The following is a 21,124-nucleotide window of genomic DNA, read 5'->3' on the forward strand; positions in this document are numbered from 1 at the left end:
CCTTATTTGTCTTTGCCGACATGGAGAATTGCCAAAAACGCTTCTTGCGGCACTTCCACGTTGCCCAAGGATTTCATGCGTTTTTTACCCTCTTTTTGTTTCTGCAACAGTTTTTTCTTACGGCTGACGTCGCCGCCGTAACACTTCGCCAACACGTTTTTACGCAGCTGTTTCACGGTAGAGCGGGCGATGATATGGTTGCCGATCGCCGCTTGAATCGCAATGTCAAATTGTTGACGCGGAATCAACTCTTTCATTTTTTCCACCAGCTCGCGTCCGCGGTACGGCGCGTTGTCTTTGTGTACGATCAGCGCCAGCGCATCGACGCGTTCGCTGTTGATCATAATATCCACCCGCACCATATTCGCCGCTTGGAAGCGTTTGAAGCTGTAATCCAATGAGGCATAGCCGCGCGAGGTGGATTTCAGGCGGTCGAAGAAGTCTAACACCACTTCGCCGAGCGGGATTTCATAGGTCAGCGCCACTTGGTTGCCGTGGTATACCATGTTGGTTTGCACGCCGCGTTTTTCGATACACAGCGTGATCACGTTGCCCAAATATTGCTGCGGCAACAACATATTACATTCGGCAATCGGCTCGCGGATTTCGGCAATGTTGTTCAATGGCGGCAATTTCGCCGGGCTGTCAACGTGCTCGACGGTGCCGTCGGTCAATTCCACTTCGTAGATTACCGTCGGTGCGGTGGTGATCAGATCCAAATCGTATTCACGCTCTAACCGCTCTTGGATAATTTCCATGTGTAATAAGCCGAGGAAACCGCAGCGGAAGCCGAAGCCAAGTGCGGTGGAATTTTCCGGCTCGTAGAATAAGGAAGCATCATTGAGGCTCAATTTGCCGAGTGCGTCGCGGAACGCTTCGTAATCATCGGAGCTGATCGGGAATAAGCCGGCATAGACTTGCGGTTTGACTTTTTTAAAACCCGGCAGCGGCTGTTCGGCGGATTTATGTTGCAGCGTTAAGGTATCGCCGACCGGCGCACCCAAAATATCTTTAATGCCGCACACAATCCAACCTACTTCACCGCACTTCAGTTCGGTGGTGTCCACTTGTTTCGGAGTGAAAATCCCCAAACGATCGACACCGTAGGAAATGCCGGTGCTCATCACTTTAATTTTGTCGTTCTTTTTCAGCGTGCCGTTTTTGATCCGTACTAAGGAGACCACGCCTAAATAGTTGTCGAACCACGAGTCGATAATCAACGCTTGCAACGGTGCGTCAGGGTCGCCCTCCGGTGGCGGAATCTCTTTGACGATCACTTCCAACACATCTTCAATGCCCACGCCGGTTTTCGCTGAGCAGCGCACCGCTTCGGCCGCTTCAATGCCGACGATGTCTTCGATTTCTTCCGCGACCCGTTCCGGATCAGCCGCAGGCAAGTCGATTTTGTTTAAAATCGGCACTACATTCAGATCCATGTCAAGTGCGGTGTAACAGTTTGCCAAGGTCTGCGCTTCTACGCCCTGCCCTGCGTCAACCACCAACAATGCCCCCTCACACGCTGCGAGCGAACGTGAAACTTCATACGAAAAGTCAACGTGCCCCGGGGTGTCGATAAAGTTCAGTTGATAGGTTTCGCCGTCTTTGGCTTGATAGTTCAAGGTGACGCTTTGGGCTTTAATCGTGATCCCGCGTTCGCGCTCCAGATCCATTGAGTCCAGAACCTGTTCCGCCATTTCGCGATCGCTCAAACCGCCACAGGTTTGAATCAAACGGTCGGACAGGGTCGATTTCCCGTGGTCGATATGGGCAATAATGGAAAAGTTACGAATATTTTTCATCTAAAAGGCATTCTCTGTTTGCAATTTTTATTCACAAGTTAATTGGCGAATTGTACCTGAATATTAGCGCAGGTGCTATAGAGGCGGTGAGATTTGGGCGGGCGGCTGTGAAAAAGTGACGGAGTAGATAACTATGAAATAAAATATTACAGAACCTCCCTCTGCCCTTCGGGCATCCCCCTCCGCACGCGGAGGGAGAGAAAATCATCTATATCACTAATAATGGGCAATAAAATTAGGGGGAGATCATTTCGTTCGCCCTTTCCGTTTACGGAGGGGGCTGCCGAAGGCTGGGGGAGGTTTAATTCGGTCGCGTAGGTACGTTTAGTAGACTAGGATTCGGGCGCGAGATGTTTTAAGATAACATCGAATGCGCAATGGTTATTAAATAAGGAGAATCAAATGAAACTGTTTATTTATCAACACTGTCCGTTTTGCGTCAAAGCGGCGATGATTTTCGGTTTGAAAAATGTGCCGGTAGTGCAGGAAGTGCTGGCGGAAGACGATGTCGAAACGCCGACCAAAATGGTAGGGCGCAAAGTCGCGCCGATTTTGCAAAAAGCGGACGGCAGCTTTATGCCGGAAAGCATGGATATTGTACGTTATATCGATCAGCTGGACGGCAAACCGAACTTGACCGGCGCGACTAACCCGGCGATTGCCGAGTGGCTGAATGAAGTCAAAAATATCGCATCGGCGCTGTTTATTCCGCGTTTCACCCAAGCACCGTTTGCCGAGCTGGTGACCGATTCGGCAAGGGCGCGTTATGTTAAGCGGATGCGCGATTGGGTCGGCGATTTGGATCTGTTACTGACGGATACGCCGATTTATTTGGAAAAGCTGCAACCGCACTTGGCGCAGTTGGAACAGCTGATCGTGAGTGAAAGTGCGGTCAACGGTACACTGTCGGAAGATGATATTCACCTGTTTCCAACCTTGCGTTCGCTGACGATCGTGAAAGCGTTACAATTTCCGCCAAAAGTGCAAGCTTATGTGGAAAGCATGGCGAAGCAGAGCGGCGTGCAGTTGCTGGATAAAATGGCGATTTAATCTTAAAGTGCGGTTTGGGAGCTACCGGTTGATTTACTATGTTATTTTTTGTCTACTATGCCGAAGTAAAAACGGCATAAGTGTAGTTGAATTGTAGAAGATCAGGTCTGATCTTCTACAAATAAATCTATTTTTTAGAAACTAAACCGATAAACGTTTTGCGCGCTGAGCTTATCCCGAGTTGTTCGGCTTCACTGACGAGATTCATTGCCCGATTGATATCATTATTTTTCATTGCACTACGAATAGCATTATTAAAATACTGCTCAGTTTCCTTTTCTACCGGCTGAGTTAGTGTTGTTTCAGCTTTCTTTTTATTTCCGATAGTTTGTTTGGTACTCTTCGCGTTAAATTCAGGCATTTTTAAGCCGATAAATTGAGCACTTTGCTTGTTGTCAATCTTAATTTGAAGTTTTCCATTCAAGCTATGTTTAGCGTGTAAATCATCGATTGCAGGAGGCTGATTACCACGGGCTTTCGCATACAATTTTGCCGGATGGGGGATTACTGTGCTGCCTTTTAAATCATCATCAGTGGTATAAACCAGCAAATAGATATAGTCCTGATTTGGTGTCGGTGTGAGCTGTAGATGCTTACTTAAGCGGTTTTCCTGCAATCCGCCTTCATTTTGGAATTGAAATGTATCGGCAGGATAAGTGGCGGCTAAGTTAAAGTGGGCATCTAAGATCGCGATATTAGGAATAAAAATATGATCATTATCTTCTACCAAACTGCTGACAGTAATATCTAATGTTCCTTGATTAGCAGGTAAACGATAAGCGGCGATAGGGCTGTTGATGCCGCTAAAATTGCGCTGTTTAGCGTCAAGTGCGGTAATCCGCTGCTGTGATAAGCCAATATCTTGCCAAATCAGTTTACTGGCTATTTGTGCATTGATATGGGGTTGCTGAGCATAACTTATTGCGGAAGAAAGCAGCATTAAGCCTAGTGTGGTTGATTTAATCCATTTTTTCATATTAGCCTCTTAATTTTGATGAGAAAAACCACACTTGAATATAAGTGCGGTTTGTTTGTGTTACCACCAAGCTTCAAATTGAACGCCGTAAACAAATTCATTATCGTTGGCTTTTCCATATTTGCTCGGATTTGTGGTGCGATCACCAAATTTGTCATTCCAGTCGGCATAGGTAACAAAGGCTCGGATGGCAGGGCGCGCCCAAATACTATTACCGGCTTGCCATTGCTGAGCTAGTGTCACTTTTTTCAGATCATTCTTTTTGCCGCTCGCTTGATCTTTGACACGGTCATATCCCAGTTCAACCAGTGTGCTTATTGTGTCGTTCCACTTATACATTGGGCGGATGCCGGCTGAATACCAAGTATTACCTTGATTATTATCTAGGTCGGTTTTTTGGTAAATTAAAGCATACATTGTCTCAACACGATCACTAAGTTGGATAACTCCTTGATTGATTAAGCGCAACATATGTCCGTTATTATTGATTGAACCGCCTTGAGAATGGCCGGTATTCCAAGAGGTCATGGAATCGGTTGCGTATTGCACGGTAAATTTATTGAAGCCGCCGAAAAATTCACTTTGCGTATGTTCCGCAGTCAGCATATATCCGCGCTTACTGGCGCCGTCCGCAAGTTTTACTCCGTCTTTGGTGTGTGCATTTCCGACATCAATCCCAAATTCCAATTTTCCGTTTTTGTTGATGTTTAGATCAGCCAAACGGAGATCGAATACATCATTATATACATCTTTATCTTTCTGGGTTTCCCACTGTTTGGTGATGTCGTTGTATTCCCATGAGTAAGCGCCGGCAGGTTCAGTGTTGCGAGTCACGGCGAGTGATAATTTACCAAAACCTAAGTCAATATTTTCTATCCCTGCGCCGGGTCCGGAAATATCCCAATAGTAGAAATCGTTCATATGAACATCGTGACGCTGATAAAACCGTTTACCAGCCCAGAGTGTTGCGCCGGGTAAGGAGTCTGCGAAATTTTTGAATTGTACGTTGATTTCGCGTAATGCAGGGTTAGTAGATTCCCAATCAACTTGCTGATTGACCGAATAAGCAACATTTGTATCTAAATAGATGCTTTTTTCACCCTGTTGAAATAATTCTTGTCCCAGCTTGAATTCGGCATAGGTTTCTGCCTCATTGCCCAAGCGGTATTTAGCCGGGGCGCCGGTTGCTTTAAATGCGCTTTGCTCCCCGCCACCGGCAGCCCAACCGATCCCAGAACGGGCATAACCGTGGAAATCAACCGCACTTGCGGTACCGGCAAATAAGGTGCTGGCGATCGTAATGGCAAGCAATGTTTTTTTACTATTCATAATGTTGGCCTCTTTTGTATAGGTTAGTTAAAGTCGTGAATACATTGTGAGTTGCTATCTTCTCTGAAAGAAATGATCGGAAAGAAACCATGTTTTACAGATAAGACAACCCCGTCCGAATAGTTAAACCATTCGGCCTTTATGTAACTGATTGATTAAAAAAGGTATTACTGGTAATTAGACACCAATTTCTTTATGTAGCCTTCGACAAGCCGTACCGTCTTCTTTAAACAGATGACAGCGTTCCGGGATAATGCCGATGTCCATAATTTGACCTTCTTCAACCAGCACCACATCATTTTGGCGGTCGACCAAAGTGGGCTGTTTGATTTCAGGAATTTCAAGATGAATCTGGGTTTCGTTGCCCAGCAGTTCTACGACCGTTACCGTGCCTTTGAGTTTTACCTCAGCAGTTTCTGCCGGAATAAGATGCTCCGGACGCACGCCAAGTGAGAGATTTTCACCGACCTTGACGCCGAAGCCTTCAACCGGAATCCAAAAACAGTGATGATTAGCATCGGGCAATTCAATTTGTACCCGCGTTTTTTCGACCGCCGTGACTTTTACCGGTAAGAAATTCATTTTTGGTGAGCCGATAAAGCCTGCTACAAATCGGTTTGCAGGATAGTGATACAATTCTAACGGTTTACCGACTTGCGCAATTCCGCCGGCATTTAGAACCACAATTTTGTCTGCCAGCGTCATAGCTTCAATTTGATCATGCGTCACATAGATCATCGTGCGGTTTAATTTTTTATGTAATTTTGAAATTTCAACCCGCATTTGTACGCGTAAAGCGGCATCTAGATTGGAAAGAGGCTCGTCCAACAGGAAAACTTTGGGTTGGGAAACCAATGTACGTCCGATCGCAACGCGTTGCCGCTGCCCGCCGGAAAGGGCTTTAGGCTTACGATCTAATAAATGTGCCAATTGCAAAATTTCCGCCACTTGGTTAACGCGTTTGTTACGTTCCGCTTTGTTGATGCCTGCTAATTTCAAGCCAAAAGACATATTTTCAGCAACGTCCAAGTGTGGATAAAGGGCGTATGATTGAAATACCATACCAATACCGCGTTTGGCAGGCGGCACTTCGTTCATCAGGGTATCGCCGATATACAATTCGCCGGAGGTGATATCCTCTAGGCCCGCAATCATCCGCAGTAAAGTTGATTTTCCACAGCCGGAAGGACCGACGAATACGACAAATTCACCTTCTTTAATTTCCAGGTTGATATCTTTGGAAATATGAATATCGCCATAAGACTTATAGACTTTGCGCAAAGAAAGACCCGACATATTAACCCCTTATTCTATCCGCCGTGATATATTTCATTTGTATTTTGTTCAATTCATGTGATGGTATTTTTATGCTTGCCAGTATGCACGGATACAACAATAAAAAAATCATCCTTTTGCTATTTTTTTAGGATTAGAATAAAAAAAATAGCAAAGCCTGAAGAAGCTTTTTATCATGTAATCTTGTGATCAAGCTCTTATTTATACGCAATATTTTTGTGATCTGCATCACTAAAATATGGTTCGTTGTGATCGAGATCACTGTTTTGGTTCAGAGGGATGAGTGATAGGGATGATGTCAGTTCCCTCCTATAATGTGCATTATTACGCATAATCTATAATCTAAAATGGCGGCATGGGGCTTTCATTTTTACTTAATGAGGAATGACTTATTATGAAAAACAAATTTATGACACTAACCTTAAGTGCGGTTGCGGCATTGGTTTTTTCTACTTCAAGTATGGCAAAATTAGAGGCCGGCAAGCTAGTCATTTGGATCAATGGTGATAAAGGCTATGACGGCTTGGCAGAGGTGGGGGAAAAATTTGAAGCGGATACCGGCATTCCGGTATTGGTTGAGCACCCTGATAAATTAGAAGAAAAATTTCCGCAAGTCGCGTCTACCGGTGATGGTCCGGATATCGTATTTTGGGCGCACGATCGCTTTGGCGGATATGCACAAGCCGGTTTGTTGAGTGAGTTGCACCCTAGTCAAGAATTCAAAGATAAATTTGTTACATTTGCATGGGATGCTGAAACTTATAACGGTAAAATTATCGGCTATCCGGTAGCAATTGAAGCACTATCCTTAATTTATAACAAAGACTTGGTGGCAGAGGCGCCAAAAAGCTGGGAGGAAGTCGTAAAATTGGATGCTCAGCTGAAAAAAGAGGGTAAAAATGCGGTAATGTGGAATTTAGCAGAACCTTATTTTACTTGGCCGATTGTTGCAGCCGACGGAGGCTATGCGTTTAAATATGAAAATGGGCAGTATAATGTGAATGATGTCGGTGTGAATAACGCAGGCTCACAACGCGGCTTACAGTTTGTGGTTGAAATGGTTAAAAATAAGGTGATTAATGCCGATACCGATTATGCGATTGCCGAAGCCTCTTTTAATAAAGGACAGACCGCATTAACCATTAACGGGCCTTGGGCTTGGGGAAATATTGATAAAAGCGGTATTAATTACGGCGTTGCTGTATTACCAACCTTGAACGGACAGCCATCGAAACCCTTTGTCGGGGTGTTGAGCGCCGGGATCAACGCTGCCAGCCCTAATCAAGATTTGGCGGTCGAGTTTTTAGAAAACTATTTGTTGAGCGACGACGGTTTGGCAATGGTGAATAATGACAAGCCATTGGGCGCCGTTGCGCTAAAATCATATCAAGAGCAGTTGGCGAAAGATCCACGCATTGCCGCGACGATGCAGAATGCCGAAAACGGCGAAATTATGCCGAATATTCCGCAAATGTCAGCCTTTTGGTATGCGGAGCGCAGCGCCATCACAAATGCGGTGAATCAACGCCAAAGCGTAAAAGCGGCACTGGATGATGCTGCGACTCGGATTAAAGCACAGTAAGTCAATGTGATATGGTTTTAACCGCACTTTGCCTTTTTTAAAACAAAGTGCGGTATTTTTCTTTCGGACAGGCGGTTTTATGCAACAAGTCACCTCTCAATCTTTTCATAACGCGGCAGATAATTCCATGGCAAGATATCTCAAATGGGGATTAATCGCTTTGGTACTGCTGATAGATTTCTATTTAGTTTCGGTCATGTATCTGCAGGGAGAAATTCTGTTTGCCGTTTTAACACTGGTGGTGATCAGTTCCGGAATTTATATTTTTGCCAATAAAAAAACCTATGCTTGGCGTTATGTTTACCTCGGCGTAATGGGAATGGCGATTTTTATCCTGTTCCCGTTGGTGTGCACGATCGTGATTGCGTTTACCAATTACAGCGGCACCAACCAACTTTCGTTTGAAAGAGCGGTTAACGTACTGTCGCAGCAGCGTTACTTTTCCGGCGAAAAATACAATTTTAAACTGTTTGCGCAACAGGATGAACAGTGGAAAATCGAAGTAAATTCCCCGCAGGGTGAACGTTATCTCTCCGATAATTTCACGTTAGGTGATAAAACCGTCGAGCTTAAAAATGAAAGTGCGGTTAGTGAGATGACAGCCGCACCATTAAAAACCGTAATTGAAAACCGCACTTTATTACAACAAAGTCAGTTATTATTGCCGGACGGCTCACAGCTCAGCATGAGCTCGCTGCGTCAATTCGCACAGCAAAGTCAGCGTTATCACTATGACAGCGAAAGTGGTATCCTGCAAAATCAGGAAAACGGCAAGCAGTACCGTGCTGATGATGAAATCGGTTTTTTTCGCTTGATTGATCAGCAAGGCGTTTTCCAAAATGAAACGCTAGAGCCGGGCTACACCGTCGTAACCGGCTGGGGCAATTTTCTTAAAATTTTTACTGATGAAGGGATTCAAAAACCGTTTATCCAAATTTTTATCTGGACGGTGCTATTTTCGGTATTGACGGTGCTGTTTACGGTGATTATCGGCATGGTGTTGGCGTGTGTGGTGCAATGGGAACCATTGCGTGGCAAAGGGCTTTACCGTTTACTGTTAATTTTGCCGTATGCCGTGCCGGCCTTCATTTCGATTCTGATTTTCAAAGGTTTGTTTAACCAAAGTTTTGGTGAAATCAATATGATTTTAAACCAATTGTTCGGCATTCGTCCGGAATGGTTCAATAGCCCGACGTTGGCAAAAGTGATGATTATTATCGTCAATACTTGGCTCGGTTATCCTTACATGATGATTCTGTGTATGGGGCTACTAAAAGCGATTCCTCAGGATTTGTATGAAGCCTCGGCAATGGACGGCGCCAGTACATGGCAGAACTTCAGCAAAATCACCATACCGCTGTTGATCAAACCGTTAACGCCGTTAATGATCGCCTCTTTTGCTTTTAATTTTAATAATTTCGTACTGATTCAATTACTGACTAACGGTCGTCCGGATATGATCGGCACCTCAACGCCGGCAGGACATACTGATTTACTGGTCAGTTATACCTATCGGATTGCGTTTGAAGGAAGCGGAGCGCAAGATTTTGGCTTGGCGGCAGCAATTGCGACCATTATCTTCCTGCTCGTCGGCGGGCTGGCGCTGTTGAATTTGAAAGCAACCAAACTCAAATTGGATTAGGAGAATAAATTATGGCAATGGTACAACCTAAATCCATGCGTTACCGTTTGTGGGCGACGCATATTTTATTAATCTGTTTTCTGGCGTTAATTTTATTTCCGTTACTCATGGTGGTCGGGATTTCATTACGCCCGGGAAATCTGGCGATTGGCGAGATCATTCCGCAGCAAATATCATGGGAGCACTGGCAACTGGCATTGGGAATGGAGGTGGCGAATATCGACGGTTCGATCACTAAACCGCCGTTTCCGGTGTTGCTGTGGCTGTGGAATTCGGTCAAGGTGGCGGGAATTAGTGCGATCGGTATTGTTGCACTTTCTACAACCTGCGCTTATGCGTTTGCACGCATGAAATTCAAAGGGAAAAAGACGATTTTACAAGGTATGCTGATTTTCCAAATGTTTCCTGCGGTATTGTCGTTGGTGGCGTTATATGCGTTATTTGATCGGCTGGGTATGTATGTGCCGTTTTTGGGGTTGAACACTCACGGCGGAGTTATTTTTGCCTATCTCGGCGGCATCGCTTTACACGTTTGGACAATTAAGGGCTATTTTGAGACCATCGACGGCTCACTGGAAGAAGCCGCCGCACTTGACGGCGCAACCCCATGGCAGGCTTTCCGCTTGGTATTATTGCCGCTGTCGGTACCGATTTTGGCTGTGGTGTTTATTTTGTCATTTATTGCGGCAATTACTGAATTTCCGGTTGCATCATTGCTGTTACGTGATGTCAATAGCTACACATTAGCGGTAGGTATGCAGCAATATCTTTATCCGCAAAATTATCTCTGGGGCGATTTTGCCGCCGCTGCGGTGCTTTCCGCTATTCCGATTACCATTGTATTTTTATTAGCGCAGCGTTGGCTGGTCGGCGGTTTAACCGCCGGTGGAGTGAAAGGCTAAAGCCGAGTAGACCGCACTTTTATATAACGTACAAAGTGCGGTCTAATTGGTATAACCCATTAACTGTAATAGCTGTTTGGTATATTCAATTGATTCGCTACGATTATTGACACCGATTTTTTGGTACAGATTACGGATGTGTGTTTTAATTGTAGTTGGCGCAACCTGCAGTTCGGTTGCAATCTGCTCGTTACTGTAACCCGAATAAATTAAGCCGAGCACTTGCCATTCACGTTGTGTTAACGGACTAATACGCAACAATTCCGGTACTTGCGGATTTTTTAGTAATTTTTCAACAAAATTTTCATCAAAATGTGCGAATTTATGCCGATAATGCTGGTTAATACTGCGTAGGATAAATTGGGCTTTATGGGTCAACAGCTCATCTAAGATATTAAGCTGCAGCAGTTGACGCAGCTGTTGCGCCATTATCTCCCCTTCAATCACAAAAATACTGATAAAATTGGTCTGCTTACTTAACTCCAGCGCCTCCAATAAGCTTTTTTGTGCTGCGGCGAAATCGCGTTGTAAAAAGCAGATTCGATTGTGTAAAACCAAATCTTTATTTAACTCACTGATAAAGCTATAGGTTCTTGCGGTGCTGATTAAACGTTCGGTTAGCAGTAAGGCGTCGCTATATTGTTGCAAAATAATATTGGCGCGTACAATATTTCGCCATTGCCGGTGTGAAAAATGGTTAGTATCCTGTTTCGGTTTATCCGCTTGTAATAACCAAGAGCGTGTTTGCAGCTGCTCGTCTTTCATCTGCCAATACAGCAACTCCGCTTCATTGTGGTGTGCAAGCCAGTCATTATGGTAGCGGTGAGCTTGTAATAAATTTTTTTCATGTTGTAAGATCCGTGCTGCGTTATCCAAATTACCGCGAGTAATCGAAATTTTTGCCAATAGTGACAGACATTGCAGTTTATCTTGTTCGTTTGCCAGCACCTCCAACCCCGCTTCAGCCATTGCCTCGGCTTTGTCGAGTGAATACCATTCCCACAGAATATGCCCCTTCAAACGCAGCAGAAATTCATACATCGGCAGTTTTTGTAAATGCTGTTTTTTTACCAGTAGTGTGGCTTTATCCAAAATGTCATACGCGGTTTGTAAGAATCCTTGCGCTTGCAGAATTTCCGCTTGTTGTAATAATGACCACAAAATATGGTGATAGGCTTGGTTCTGTTGTGCCAGTTTCTCGGCTTCACGCAGCATTTTTAAAGCCTGATTGAGCTGCCCGCGGCAATGCTGCGCTTCGCCGATGACGGCGGTGGCGACAATATAGGCATATTGTTTTTCCTGCGGCAGATGCTGCAGCGCTTGTGATGCCAGTGTCAGTGCTAACTGATCATTGCCGGCATTAATTGCGATCTGCGCGCGCAGTGCATCAAATTCGGCCTGTTGCGCTAAATCCACTTCAATGTGTTGCTGCTGCGCGGCGTTAGCGAATTTTTTTAACAAGCCATCGACTTCGTGATGTTTGTGTTGGCTTTGCAGCAGCCATGCTTTGAGTAATACCAACCGCGGGTATGCCACCAGTAATTTAAAACTGGCGGCGCTTAAACTTTCCTCTAACAGTTTCAATTCACCTTGATGATATAACTGCCAGCCGATTTGTTGCAGCAGTGCTAATAATGGCTGTCTCTGCTGTAATTGCATGGCATGATAAAGCGCTTCCGTCGGATAACCGATTTCGAGCCAGGCATCGGTAGCTTTTTGATGTAGGGCCTGCAACTCATTTTGTAGCTCAAGTTCGCGGTAATGCTGTAGGAAAGAAGCAAACAGCGGATGAAAGCGCCACCATTGTTCTTGTTGATCGATATTGATCGGATAGACAAATAACCCTTGCTTAACCACGTTATCCAGTTTTAATCGGCTGTCAGGGATGTCGGTGATTTTTTCCAGTAAAAACTCATTCATAGAACGCAAAACGGAACAGCGCAATAGAAACAGACGAGTGTCGGCATCAATGTTATGAAAGACCTCATCATTTAAATATTCGCTGATATGGTTGCTACTGATTTTCGTGATTGATTTTGCCGCTTGTTGCAGCGAAGTGTTGTGCTGTCTGGCATACAAGTTAACCAGTTGAAGTGCGGTCGGCCAGCCCTCCACCTGATCACAAAGTTGGTAAATTTCATGTTCGGAAATCGGATTTGAAGTGCGGTTCAAAAAAAATTGCCGGCTTTCGTCATGGGTGAACGGCAGTTGGGTAATATCCAGCTCTAAGAGTAGTTCCTGCACGCGTAAATTGGCGATATTAAGTGGTGGCATTGTGCGTGAAATAAGCAGCAACGTCATATTTTGCGGCTGATGCTTGATCCAGAACTTAATGCCGTCATGAATTTCAGGGTTATCAATCAGGTGATAATCATCGATTACGATAAAAAAGTGCGATTTGAAACAGCTGTGTTCAATTAATAACTGACTTAGCCCGGCAAGAAAGTTACTGTGTGCCTGACCGGGCGACGACGTGATCTCCTGTCCAGTTGCTTTTGCAAGCGCGGCTCGAAAATAGGCGATAAAACGTTCACATTCATTGTCGCTTTCATCGAGCGAATACCAACCGAGATGCGCTTGGCTTTCTGCCCATTGTGATAACAGCGTGGTTTTGCCGTAACCTGCCGGCGCATTGATTAATACCAACGGATAATCATTGGCTTTTTCGAGCAAACTCAGTAGTCGGGAGCGAATCACAATATGCTGTAAACGCGACGAATGACTGAGTTTTGAAGGAATAAGCATTATTTTTTCCTGTAAAATATTGGTATAGTGGTAATCGGTTAGAGTCATGATAAGAGCTATTTCCGGGGCAGACAAGCCTAATTCTTATTAAGCCTTGATTATCCTCCTATAAAGATTTTAGCAGGGAGGAGGGCAAACACAGTAATTGTCGCATAATGATTGCAAATCATTAATTTATGTTTATTGCATAGGAGTAATTCATGTCAGCAACAACCGCCATTCCGTTTCACCAACCGCACTTTGATGCGGCGATTGAAAAACAGTGCCGTTATTTAAATGTCGAAAGCCCAGCCCAATTATCGGAAGCACAGTGGTATCAAGCGCTGTCGCAGGCCGTGCTGGATTTAACCTATTCTGAAACTAAACCGTTACAATCGGACAAACGCCATGTGAATTATCTTTCGATGGAGTTTTTGATCGGACGGCTAACGAGCAATAATCTGCTGAGCTTGGGCTGGTATGAGCAAGTGCGGTCTTACCTGCAGCAATACCAAATCGAGCTGACCGATTTGCTGGAATATGAACGTGATCCTGCGCTAGGGAATGGCGGTTTAGGGCGATTGGCGGCTTGTTATCTGGATTCAATGGCGGCAATCGAACAGCCTGCCACCGGCTATGGCTTACATTATCAATACGGCTTATTCAAACAAGCGTTTGCGCAAGGCAAGCAAGCGGAAAGCGGCGATGATTGGGCGCGTAATCAATACCCGTGGCAGCAATACAACCATGGCAAAACCTGCCAAATCGGTTTTGGCGGTAAGAGCCAACGGATTCACGGTGATCGCTACCAGTGGCAGCCGAAATTTACCATTCAGGGCAAAGCGTATGATCTGCCGGTGTTTGGTTACCAAAATGGTGTGGTGCAGCCGCTGCGACTGTGGCAAGCGGACAATGAGCAAAGTTTCGAACTGGCTGAATTTAACGACGGGAAGTTCCTCAAAGCGGAAAGACAAGTGGTGAATGCGGCGAGTCTCACCAAAGTATTGTACCCGAATGATAATCACAAAAACGGGCAACAATTGCGCTTGATGCAGCAATATTTCCACTGTGCCTGTTCGGTCGCCGATATTTTAGAACGCCATTTCAGCGCAGGTTATCGCTTGGAAGGGCTGCCTGAACGGCAAGTGATCCAGCTCAATGATACTCACCCGACGCTGGCGATTTTGGAGCTGATGCGCTTGCTGTTGGATAAATATCAACTGGAGTGGAACGATGCTTGGTCGATCTGCAACCGCACTTTCGCCTATACCAATCACACTTTGCTGCCGGAAGCACTGGAGCAGTGGGATCAGCGATTATTAAAACGTCTGCTGCCGCGCCACTTCCAAATTGTGGATAAAATTAATGCATTGTTCCAGCAACAAGTGATAGAACAGTTTGGTGATAACGCCGAAATCTGGCAAAAAGTCGCCATTTTGTATGATTATCGAGTCAGAATGGCGAATTTGTGCGTGGTGGCGTGTTTTGCGGTAAATGGCGTGGCGCAAATTCATTCGGATCTGATCGTCAGCGATCTGTTCCCCGAATATCATCAACTGTTCCCGACCAAATTCTGCAATGTCACCAACGGCATCACCCCGCGCCGCTGGATCCGTTTGGCAAATCCGAACCTTGCCGACTTGCTCGACCGCACTTTGGATCGCAAACAAGGCGACTGGGCACGCGATTTGTCGTTGTTAGAAGGCGTGGAAAACCATGTTGACGACAGCGGATTCCGCGAGGAGTATCGCCGTATTAAACAGAGCAATAAGCAGATTTTGGCGGAAGAAATTCAGCGTACATTAGGGCTGCAAGTGAACACTGACGCGATTTTTGATGTGCAAATCAAACGTTTTCATGAATATAAGCGCCAGCACCTGAATTTATTGAATATTATCCACAGCTATCAACAGCTAAAAGATAACCCGAACATGGATTACACCCCGCGCCTGTTTGTGTTCGCCGGCAAGGCGGCGCCCGGTTATTATTTGGCGAAAAATATCATTCATGCGATTAACAATGTTGCCGAGCTGATTAATCACGACAAACAGGTGCGTGATAAATTGCAGGTGGCGTTTTTGCCGGATTATCGCGTCAGCCTAGCAGAAAAAATTATTCCGGCGGCGGATATTTCCGAACAAATTTCAATGGCGGGCAAAGAGGCGTCCGGCACTGGCAATATGAAACTGTCGCTCAACGGTGCGCTAACACTCGGCACGTTGGACGGCGCAAATATCGAGATTGCCGAAATGGTGGGCGAGGAGAATATCTTTATTTTCGGGCATACGGTCGACAGCGTGCGTAGATTATTAGCCGAAGGTTATGATCCGAAAACATATTATAAAGCCAATAAACCGTTGAAAGCCGCATTGGATTTCCTGAAAAAAGGCAAAGTCTGCGCCGGTGACAAACAGATGTTTCGTATGCTGCTAGACAGCTTACTGGAGCGAGATCCGTTCTTGGTGCTGGCGGATTTTGACAGTTATGTTTCGGCACAGCACGCCGTGGGGGAACGCTATCGCGATCAAGAAAGCTGGCTGCGCAGCGCGATACTCAATACCGCACGTTTAGGGGCATTCAGCTCCGACCGTTCGATTCGTGATTATCAACAACGAATTTGGCTGAAAAAATAGGACGTGAATGATGAGCAAAACAGAGCAACGCACCTTTACGACAGCCGGTATTCATCCGTATTTTTTTGATGAGCGCGGCCTGCGTAATTATGCCTCAAGTGCGGTCAAACGCCAGATTTTCGCAGCATTTAACCGCAATATCCCGCAAAATTTACCCAAAGCATTACTGCCGACGGTGAAAATCGGCTACCACCGGCAGCCGCTGTATCTCCGTTTGCAAGCGCCGCATTCTCATCAGCCGCAACACGGCGAATGGCGGATTGTCTTAGAAAATGGCGAGCTGGCGGCAAGCGGCAAAATTAAACGCAATACGCTAAATCTGCCGTCGGATTTGCCGCTGGGCTACCACCGACTAGAGTTGCATACCGTAGACGGCAAAACGGCAGAATGCCGTTTAATTATTGCGCCAAAGCAGTGTTATCAACCGCCGGAAATTCAGCATAAGCAAAAATTGTGGGGCAGTTGCGTGCAGCTATATACCCTGCGCTCTGAACGGAACTGGGGCGTCGGTGATTTTGGCGATCTACAACAGTTTTTGCATCAATTTCAGCAAGCGGGTGGCGATTTTGTTGGGTTGAACCCGATTCATGCGCTGTTCCCCGCCAATCCTGAGGGCGCAAGCCCGTATAGCCCGTCATCACGTCAGTGGCTGAATATTATCTATATTGACGTTGCCGCCTTGCCTGAATTTCAGCAAAGTGCGGTTGCGCAACAGTGGCTGGCGGCTGAAGCCACACAAACCACTTTGGCACAGTTGCGCGCGCAAGATTGGATTGATTACAGCGCAGTGATGGCATTAAAACTGGCGGGGCTGAAATTGGCGTTTGAACAATTCGAACAAGCGCCAAATCATGCGCGGCAACAGCTGTTTCAGCAATTTGTGGAAAACGGCGGTGAGAGTCTGCAGGTGCAAGCCACATTTGATGCGCTGCACGCCGATTTAAGCGCCCGTTTGGATAACCAATGGGGTTGGGATTGCTGGGCGCCGGAATATCAAGATTATCATAGCGACGCGGTGCGGGCTTTTCAGTGCGAACAAGCAGCGCAAGTGCGGTTTTATGCCTGGCTGCAATGGTGTGCCGCCGAACAATTGGCGCAGTGCTATGCGGTTTGCGTGGCACAGCAGATGCCGATTGGCTTATATCGTGATTTGGCGGTCGGAGTCACCGCGAATGGTGCGGAAACCTGGCGCGATAAAAACCTGTTTTGCCTAAACGCCTCAATCGGCGCACCGCCCGATATACTGGGACCACAGGGGCAAAACTGGGGCTTAGCGCCGATGAACCCGCATATTTTGCAACAACAAGCTTATCGCCCGTTTATTGAGATGATCCGAGCCAATATGCAAAGCTGCGGCGCATTGCGGATTGACCATATTATGTGTTTGCTGCGTTTATGGTGGGTGAAGCGTGGCGACAGTGCGAAAAACGGCGCTTATGTCGGCTACCCGGTCGATGATTTAATTGCGATTTTAGCACTGGAAAGCCAACGCCATCAGTGCATGATCATCGGTGAAGATCTGGGCACTGTGCCGAAAGCGATTGTCAGTAAGCTAAAAAATGCCGCAATTTTCTCTTATAAAATTTTCTATTTTGAGTTTGATCAACAGGGGCAAAGTCGCGCCTTGAGCGAATATCCGTACCAAGCGATGACCACCCTCAGCACCCACGATTTGCCGACCATTAATGGCTATTGGCGAGGACATGATTTTGAATTGGGGCAGCAGTACGGCGTGTATCCGAATCCGGAGATTCTCGCCATTTTGCAGCGGAACCGCACTTCGGCAAAAGCGAAAATCCTGCAACGACTACAAGCCGCAGGGGTGGCAATTCCTGACGGCGTTGATGCCAGCTTGCAATCCGCTTGCCCGCTGGCGTTCAACCACGATTTACAACGCTACACCGCCGCGGTCAACAGCGCACTGTTCGGCTTACAGCCTGAAGATTGGCTTGGCATGACGGAACCCGTGAATATCCCGGGCACCAGCACCCAATACTCAAACTGGCGCCGCCGTCTAAACCGCACTTTGGATGAGATTTTTGCTGATCCGCAGATTGTGGTGTTGTTGCGTGATGTGGCGCAGTTGAGGAAGTCAGGCGGTTGATATTTGGTTTTCTCTCCGAACCGTAGTGTGGGCTTGCCAGCCCACAACCGTAATTTACCATTCCTCGCCCCTTTGGTGCGACACCATGCGTAACCGCACACGCAAGTGTGCGGTGTTTTAACCAAGTGCGGTTGTGGTAGGCTGGCAAGCCCTACCATTGAAACACGATAAATCGAATTTCCGCTTATTACCATTACATAAAAAACCGTCATTTGAACAAAATTATATCTATCTCGATTAAATCGGCTTATAATCTTTTTTGCCCGATTTGACCGTTTTTATGTGAGATTGATAATGAAAGAGAGAGAACGTTTTATCCTAGAGCGTTTAAGTAAACTAGGAAAGGTTGATGTGAATCAGCTGTCGGTGGAGTTGGAAGTCTCGCTGGAAACCATTCGTCGTGATTTGAGCAAGTTGGATCGCAAAGGCTTGCTGCATCGCACCCACGGGGGCGCGGTGGGCTTGAAGACGCAGGATTTGGGGCGCTCTTTCCAAAACCGTCAAAAAAGCAATTCAGATGCCAAGCGGCTGATTGCCGAAAGTGCGGTGGAGTATGTGTTTGAAGATGCGGTTATCGGGTTAGATGCTAGCACCACCAGCTGGTTTTTTGCCCAAGCGATGCCGGATATTCCCTGCACCGTGGTGACCAATGCGATGCACAATATCAATGCTTTAGCCAATAAATCAAATATCAAAACGATCGCCACCGGCGGTGTGTATTCGGTCAAATACGACGCCTTTTACGGGCCGTTATCAGAACAACTATTACAACGCCTGCACATTGATATTGGGATTTTTTCCTGTATCGGGGTGGATAACGGCGGCTCGGTGTGGGAGTCGAATGAGTTGAATGCCTCGATTAAGCGTAAGATTATGGCGGCTTCGGAAAAGAAATTTTTGTTAGTCGACAACAGTAAGATGGGGCGGAAAAGTTTGATGAAAATCTGTGACTTATCACAGATAGACATTCTTTTCAGTGACGAACTGCCGAGTGGTGAGCTTGAAGCCTATTGCAACCGGCATAACTTGTTAATCATCACGCCTTAACATTCTGATATCAGATCAAAACCGCACTTCCATTTTAAATGCCCGAATTGCCCGATTTGATTTTTTATAAATTAAATCGGGCATTTATTTTGCCATTTTTCGCACTTTTTTGTGGTTTTTTTCGTGATACCAATCACAAAACTGATGCTTTTTTAAACAAAATACTTTTATTCCTTTAGCTTTGTGTTGAAGATAGATTTCAGAAAAGTCATTCGGGTTTCTATTTTACTTCACTGCAGATTGAGAGGAACAAGATATGAGTTTAGCAAAATCCCAACCAGTAAAAATCGGTATTCGCCCAACCATTGACGGGCGTCGTTTAGGGGTGCGTGAATCGTTAGAAGCGCAAACCATGAATATGGCGAAATCGGTCGCCGACTTGTTGCAGTCGACTGTGCGCCACCCTGATGGCAGCTTTGTGGAGTGCGTGATTGCCGACAGCTGTATCGGTGGTGTGGCAGAAGCGGCTGCCTGCGCGGAAAAATTTAAACTGAATAATGTCGGTGTGGTGCTAACCGTGACGCCGTGCTGGTGTTATGGCTCGGAAACCATTGATATGGATCCGCACATGCCGAAAGCCATTTGGGGCTTTAATGGCACAGAGCGCCCTGGGGCTGTGTATCTGGCGGCGGCATTGGCGGGGCATTCACAAATGGGCTTGCCGGCATTCTCCATTTACGGCACGGAAGTGCAAGAGGGCGGTGACACCACCATTCCGCAAGATGTGCAGGAAAAACTGTTGCGCTTTGCCCGTGCTGGCTTAACTGTGGCGAACATTCGCGGCAAATCCTATCTCTCTATCGGCTCGGTTTCCATGGGGATTGCCGGTTCGATTATTGATCAAAGTTTCTTCCAAGACTATTTAGGCATGCGCAATGAATACGTCGACATGACCGAAATCAAACGCCGTCTTGATCGTGAAATTTACGATCCGCAAGAGGTGGAACTGGCATTAAGTTGGGTGAAAACCTATTGCCAAGAGGGCATTGATGTCAACTCGCCTGAAAATCAAAAAAGCGCTGCGGAACGTGAAGCGTTATGGGAAACCGTGGTGAAAATGGCGATTATCACCCGTGATTTAATAGTGGGTAATCCGACATTGGCTGACTTGAATTATGGCGAAGAAGCGCTTGGGCATAATGCGATTGCCGTAGGCTTCCAAGGGCAACGCCAATGGACCGATCACCTGCCAAACGGCGATTTTATGGAAGCGATGCTCAATTCAACCTATGACTGGAACGGCGTGCGCCCACCGCATATTTTGGCAACCGAAAACGACTCATTAAATGCGGTGTGTATGCTGTTCGGTAATCAATTAACGGGGCAAGCACAAATTTTTGCCGATGTGCGGACCTATTGGAGTGAAGATGCGGTGGAACGTGTTACGGGCTTCCGCCCTGAAAGTGGGTTTATCCACTTAATCAACTCGGGCTCAGCGGCGTTAGACGGCACGGGGCAACACCAAGATGCACAAGGCAATCCCGTGATTAAACCCGTGTGGGACGTAACCGATGCCGACGGCAAACGCTGTTTAGAGCACACTCGTTGGTGCCCAGCGGTGCATGAATATTTCCGTGGCGGCGGTTATTCTTCTCAATACCTGACAAAAGGTGGTATGCCGTTCACCATGACCCGTATCAACATTATTAAAGGCATTGGTCCTGTGCTGCAAATTGCTGAAGGCTGGTCGATCGACTTGCCGCCTGAAGTGCACGACATCTTAAATAAACGCACCAACGAAACCTGGCCGACCACCTGGTTTGTACCGCGCTTGACCGGCAAAGGCGCGTTTACCGATGTGTATTCGGTGATGGCGAACTGGGGTGCAAACCACTGTGTCGCTACTTACGGACACGTTGGGGCGGATTTCATCACCTTGGCGTCAATGTTGCGGATTCCGGTGTGTATGCACAATCTGGACGAAGCACAAATCTTCCGCCCAAGCAGCTGGAATGCGTTTGGCATGGATAAAGAGGGGCAGGATTATCGCGCCTGTGCTAACTTCGGGCCGCTGTATCGCTAACCACCCGTCAGTCGGGC

General features: G+C 46.4%; 13 protein-coding genes. 8 read left to right on the plus strand and 5 right to left on the minus strand.

Annotated elements, in window-relative coordinates; genetic code table 11:
• Positions 1–2: 2 nt before the first annotated feature.
• Positions 3–1,799, minus strand: coding sequence for a translation elongation factor 4 (lepA, locus tag ACUHGC_RS01575; RefSeq protein ID WP_446833944.1), 1,797 nt, complete (start codon positions 1,797–1,799; stop codon positions 3–5).
• A gap of 402 nt (positions 1,800–2,201) precedes the next feature.
• On the opposite strand from lepA, the gene grxB reads away from it, so the two are divergent.
• Positions 2,202–2,849 (plus strand): glutaredoxin 2, encoded by a 648-nt coding sequence (gene grxB / locus ACUHGC_RS01580; RefSeq protein ID WP_446833945.1) that lies wholly within the window; start codon positions 2,202–2,204, stop codon positions 2,847–2,849.
• A 127-nt stretch (positions 2,850–2,976) separates the two neighbouring features.
• Here grxB and malM read toward each other — a convergent pair whose 3' ends face one another.
• The 3 genes from malM to malK form a co-directional block, all read right to left on the minus strand.
• On the minus strand, positions 2,977–3,825 hold the full coding sequence (malM, locus tag ACUHGC_RS01585; RefSeq protein WP_446833946.1) for a maltose operon protein MalM: 849 nt from the start codon (positions 3,823–3,825) through the stop codon (positions 2,977–2,979).
• A gap of 60 nt (positions 3,826–3,885) precedes the next feature.
• Positions 3,886–5,154: a maltoporin gene (locus tag ACUHGC_RS01590; RefSeq protein ID WP_446833947.1), complete on the minus strand. Its 1,269-nt coding sequence runs from the start codon at positions 5,152–5,154 to the stop codon at positions 3,886–3,888.
• A 177-nt stretch (positions 5,155–5,331) separates the two neighbouring features.
• The gene (gene malK / locus ACUHGC_RS01595) at positions 5,332–6,450 is read right to left on the minus strand and encodes a maltose/maltodextrin ABC transporter ATP-binding protein MalK (protein ID WP_446833948.1); all 1,119 of its coding nucleotides are present in this window, start codon (positions 6,448–6,450) and stop codon (positions 5,332–5,334) included.
• Between the two features lie 394 nt (positions 6,451–6,844).
• Here malK and malE point away from each other — a divergent pair, with 394 nt between their 5' ends.
• From malE to malG, 3 genes are all read left to right on the plus strand, one after another.
• Positions 6,845–8,032, plus strand: coding sequence for a maltose/maltodextrin ABC transporter substrate-binding protein MalE (malE, locus tag ACUHGC_RS01600; RefSeq protein ID WP_446833949.1), 1,188 nt, complete (start codon positions 6,845–6,847; stop codon positions 8,030–8,032).
• A 79-nt stretch (positions 8,033–8,111) separates the two neighbouring features.
• Complete coding sequence (gene malF, locus ACUHGC_RS01605; protein ID WP_446833950.1) at positions 8,112–9,674, plus strand: maltose ABC transporter permease MalF; 1,563 nt, start codon at positions 8,112–8,114, stop codon at positions 9,672–9,674.
• A gap of 11 nt (positions 9,675–9,685) precedes the next feature.
• Entirely contained in the window at positions 9,686–10,576 is an 891-nt protein-coding gene (malG, locus tag ACUHGC_RS01610) for a maltose ABC transporter permease MalG (protein WP_446833951.1), read from the plus strand.
• Between the two features lie 42 nt (positions 10,577–10,618).
• Here malG and malT read toward each other — a convergent pair whose 3' ends face one another.
• Entirely contained in the window at positions 10,619–13,321 is a 2,703-nt protein-coding gene (gene malT, locus ACUHGC_RS01615; RefSeq protein WP_446833952.1) for an HTH-type transcriptional regulator MalT, read from the minus strand.
• Positions 13,322–13,521: 200 nt separating this feature from the next.
• Between malT and malP the strand changes: the two genes are divergently transcribed.
• The 4 genes from malP to fucI all read left to right on the plus strand — a co-directional run bounded on the left by malP (position 13,522) and on the right by fucI (position 21,107).
• On the plus strand, positions 13,522–15,933 hold the full coding sequence (gene malP / locus ACUHGC_RS01620; RefSeq protein WP_446833953.1) for a maltodextrin phosphorylase: 2,412 nt from the start codon (positions 13,522–13,524) through the stop codon (positions 15,931–15,933).
• Between the two features lie 10 nt (positions 15,934–15,943).
• Complete coding sequence (gene malQ / locus ACUHGC_RS01625) at positions 15,944–18,037, plus strand: 4-alpha-glucanotransferase (RefSeq protein ID WP_446834814.1); 2,094 nt, start codon at positions 15,944–15,946, stop codon at positions 18,035–18,037.
• Positions 18,038–18,331: 294 nt separating this feature from the next.
• Positions 18,332–19,084 carry a DeoR/GlpR family DNA-binding transcription regulator gene (locus ACUHGC_RS01630; RefSeq protein WP_446833954.1) on the plus strand — a complete coding sequence of 251 codons (753 nt, stop codon included), beginning with the start codon at positions 18,332–18,334 and terminating at the stop codon, positions 19,082–19,084.
• A 256-nt stretch (positions 19,085–19,340) separates the two neighbouring features.
• Entirely contained in the window at positions 19,341–21,107 is a 1,767-nt protein-coding gene (fucI, locus tag ACUHGC_RS01635; RefSeq protein WP_446833955.1) for an L-fucose isomerase, read from the plus strand.
• Positions 21,108–21,124 lie beyond the last annotated feature (17 nt).

It is taken from the genome of Testudinibacter sp. P27/CKL/0425, assembly GCF_052931395.1.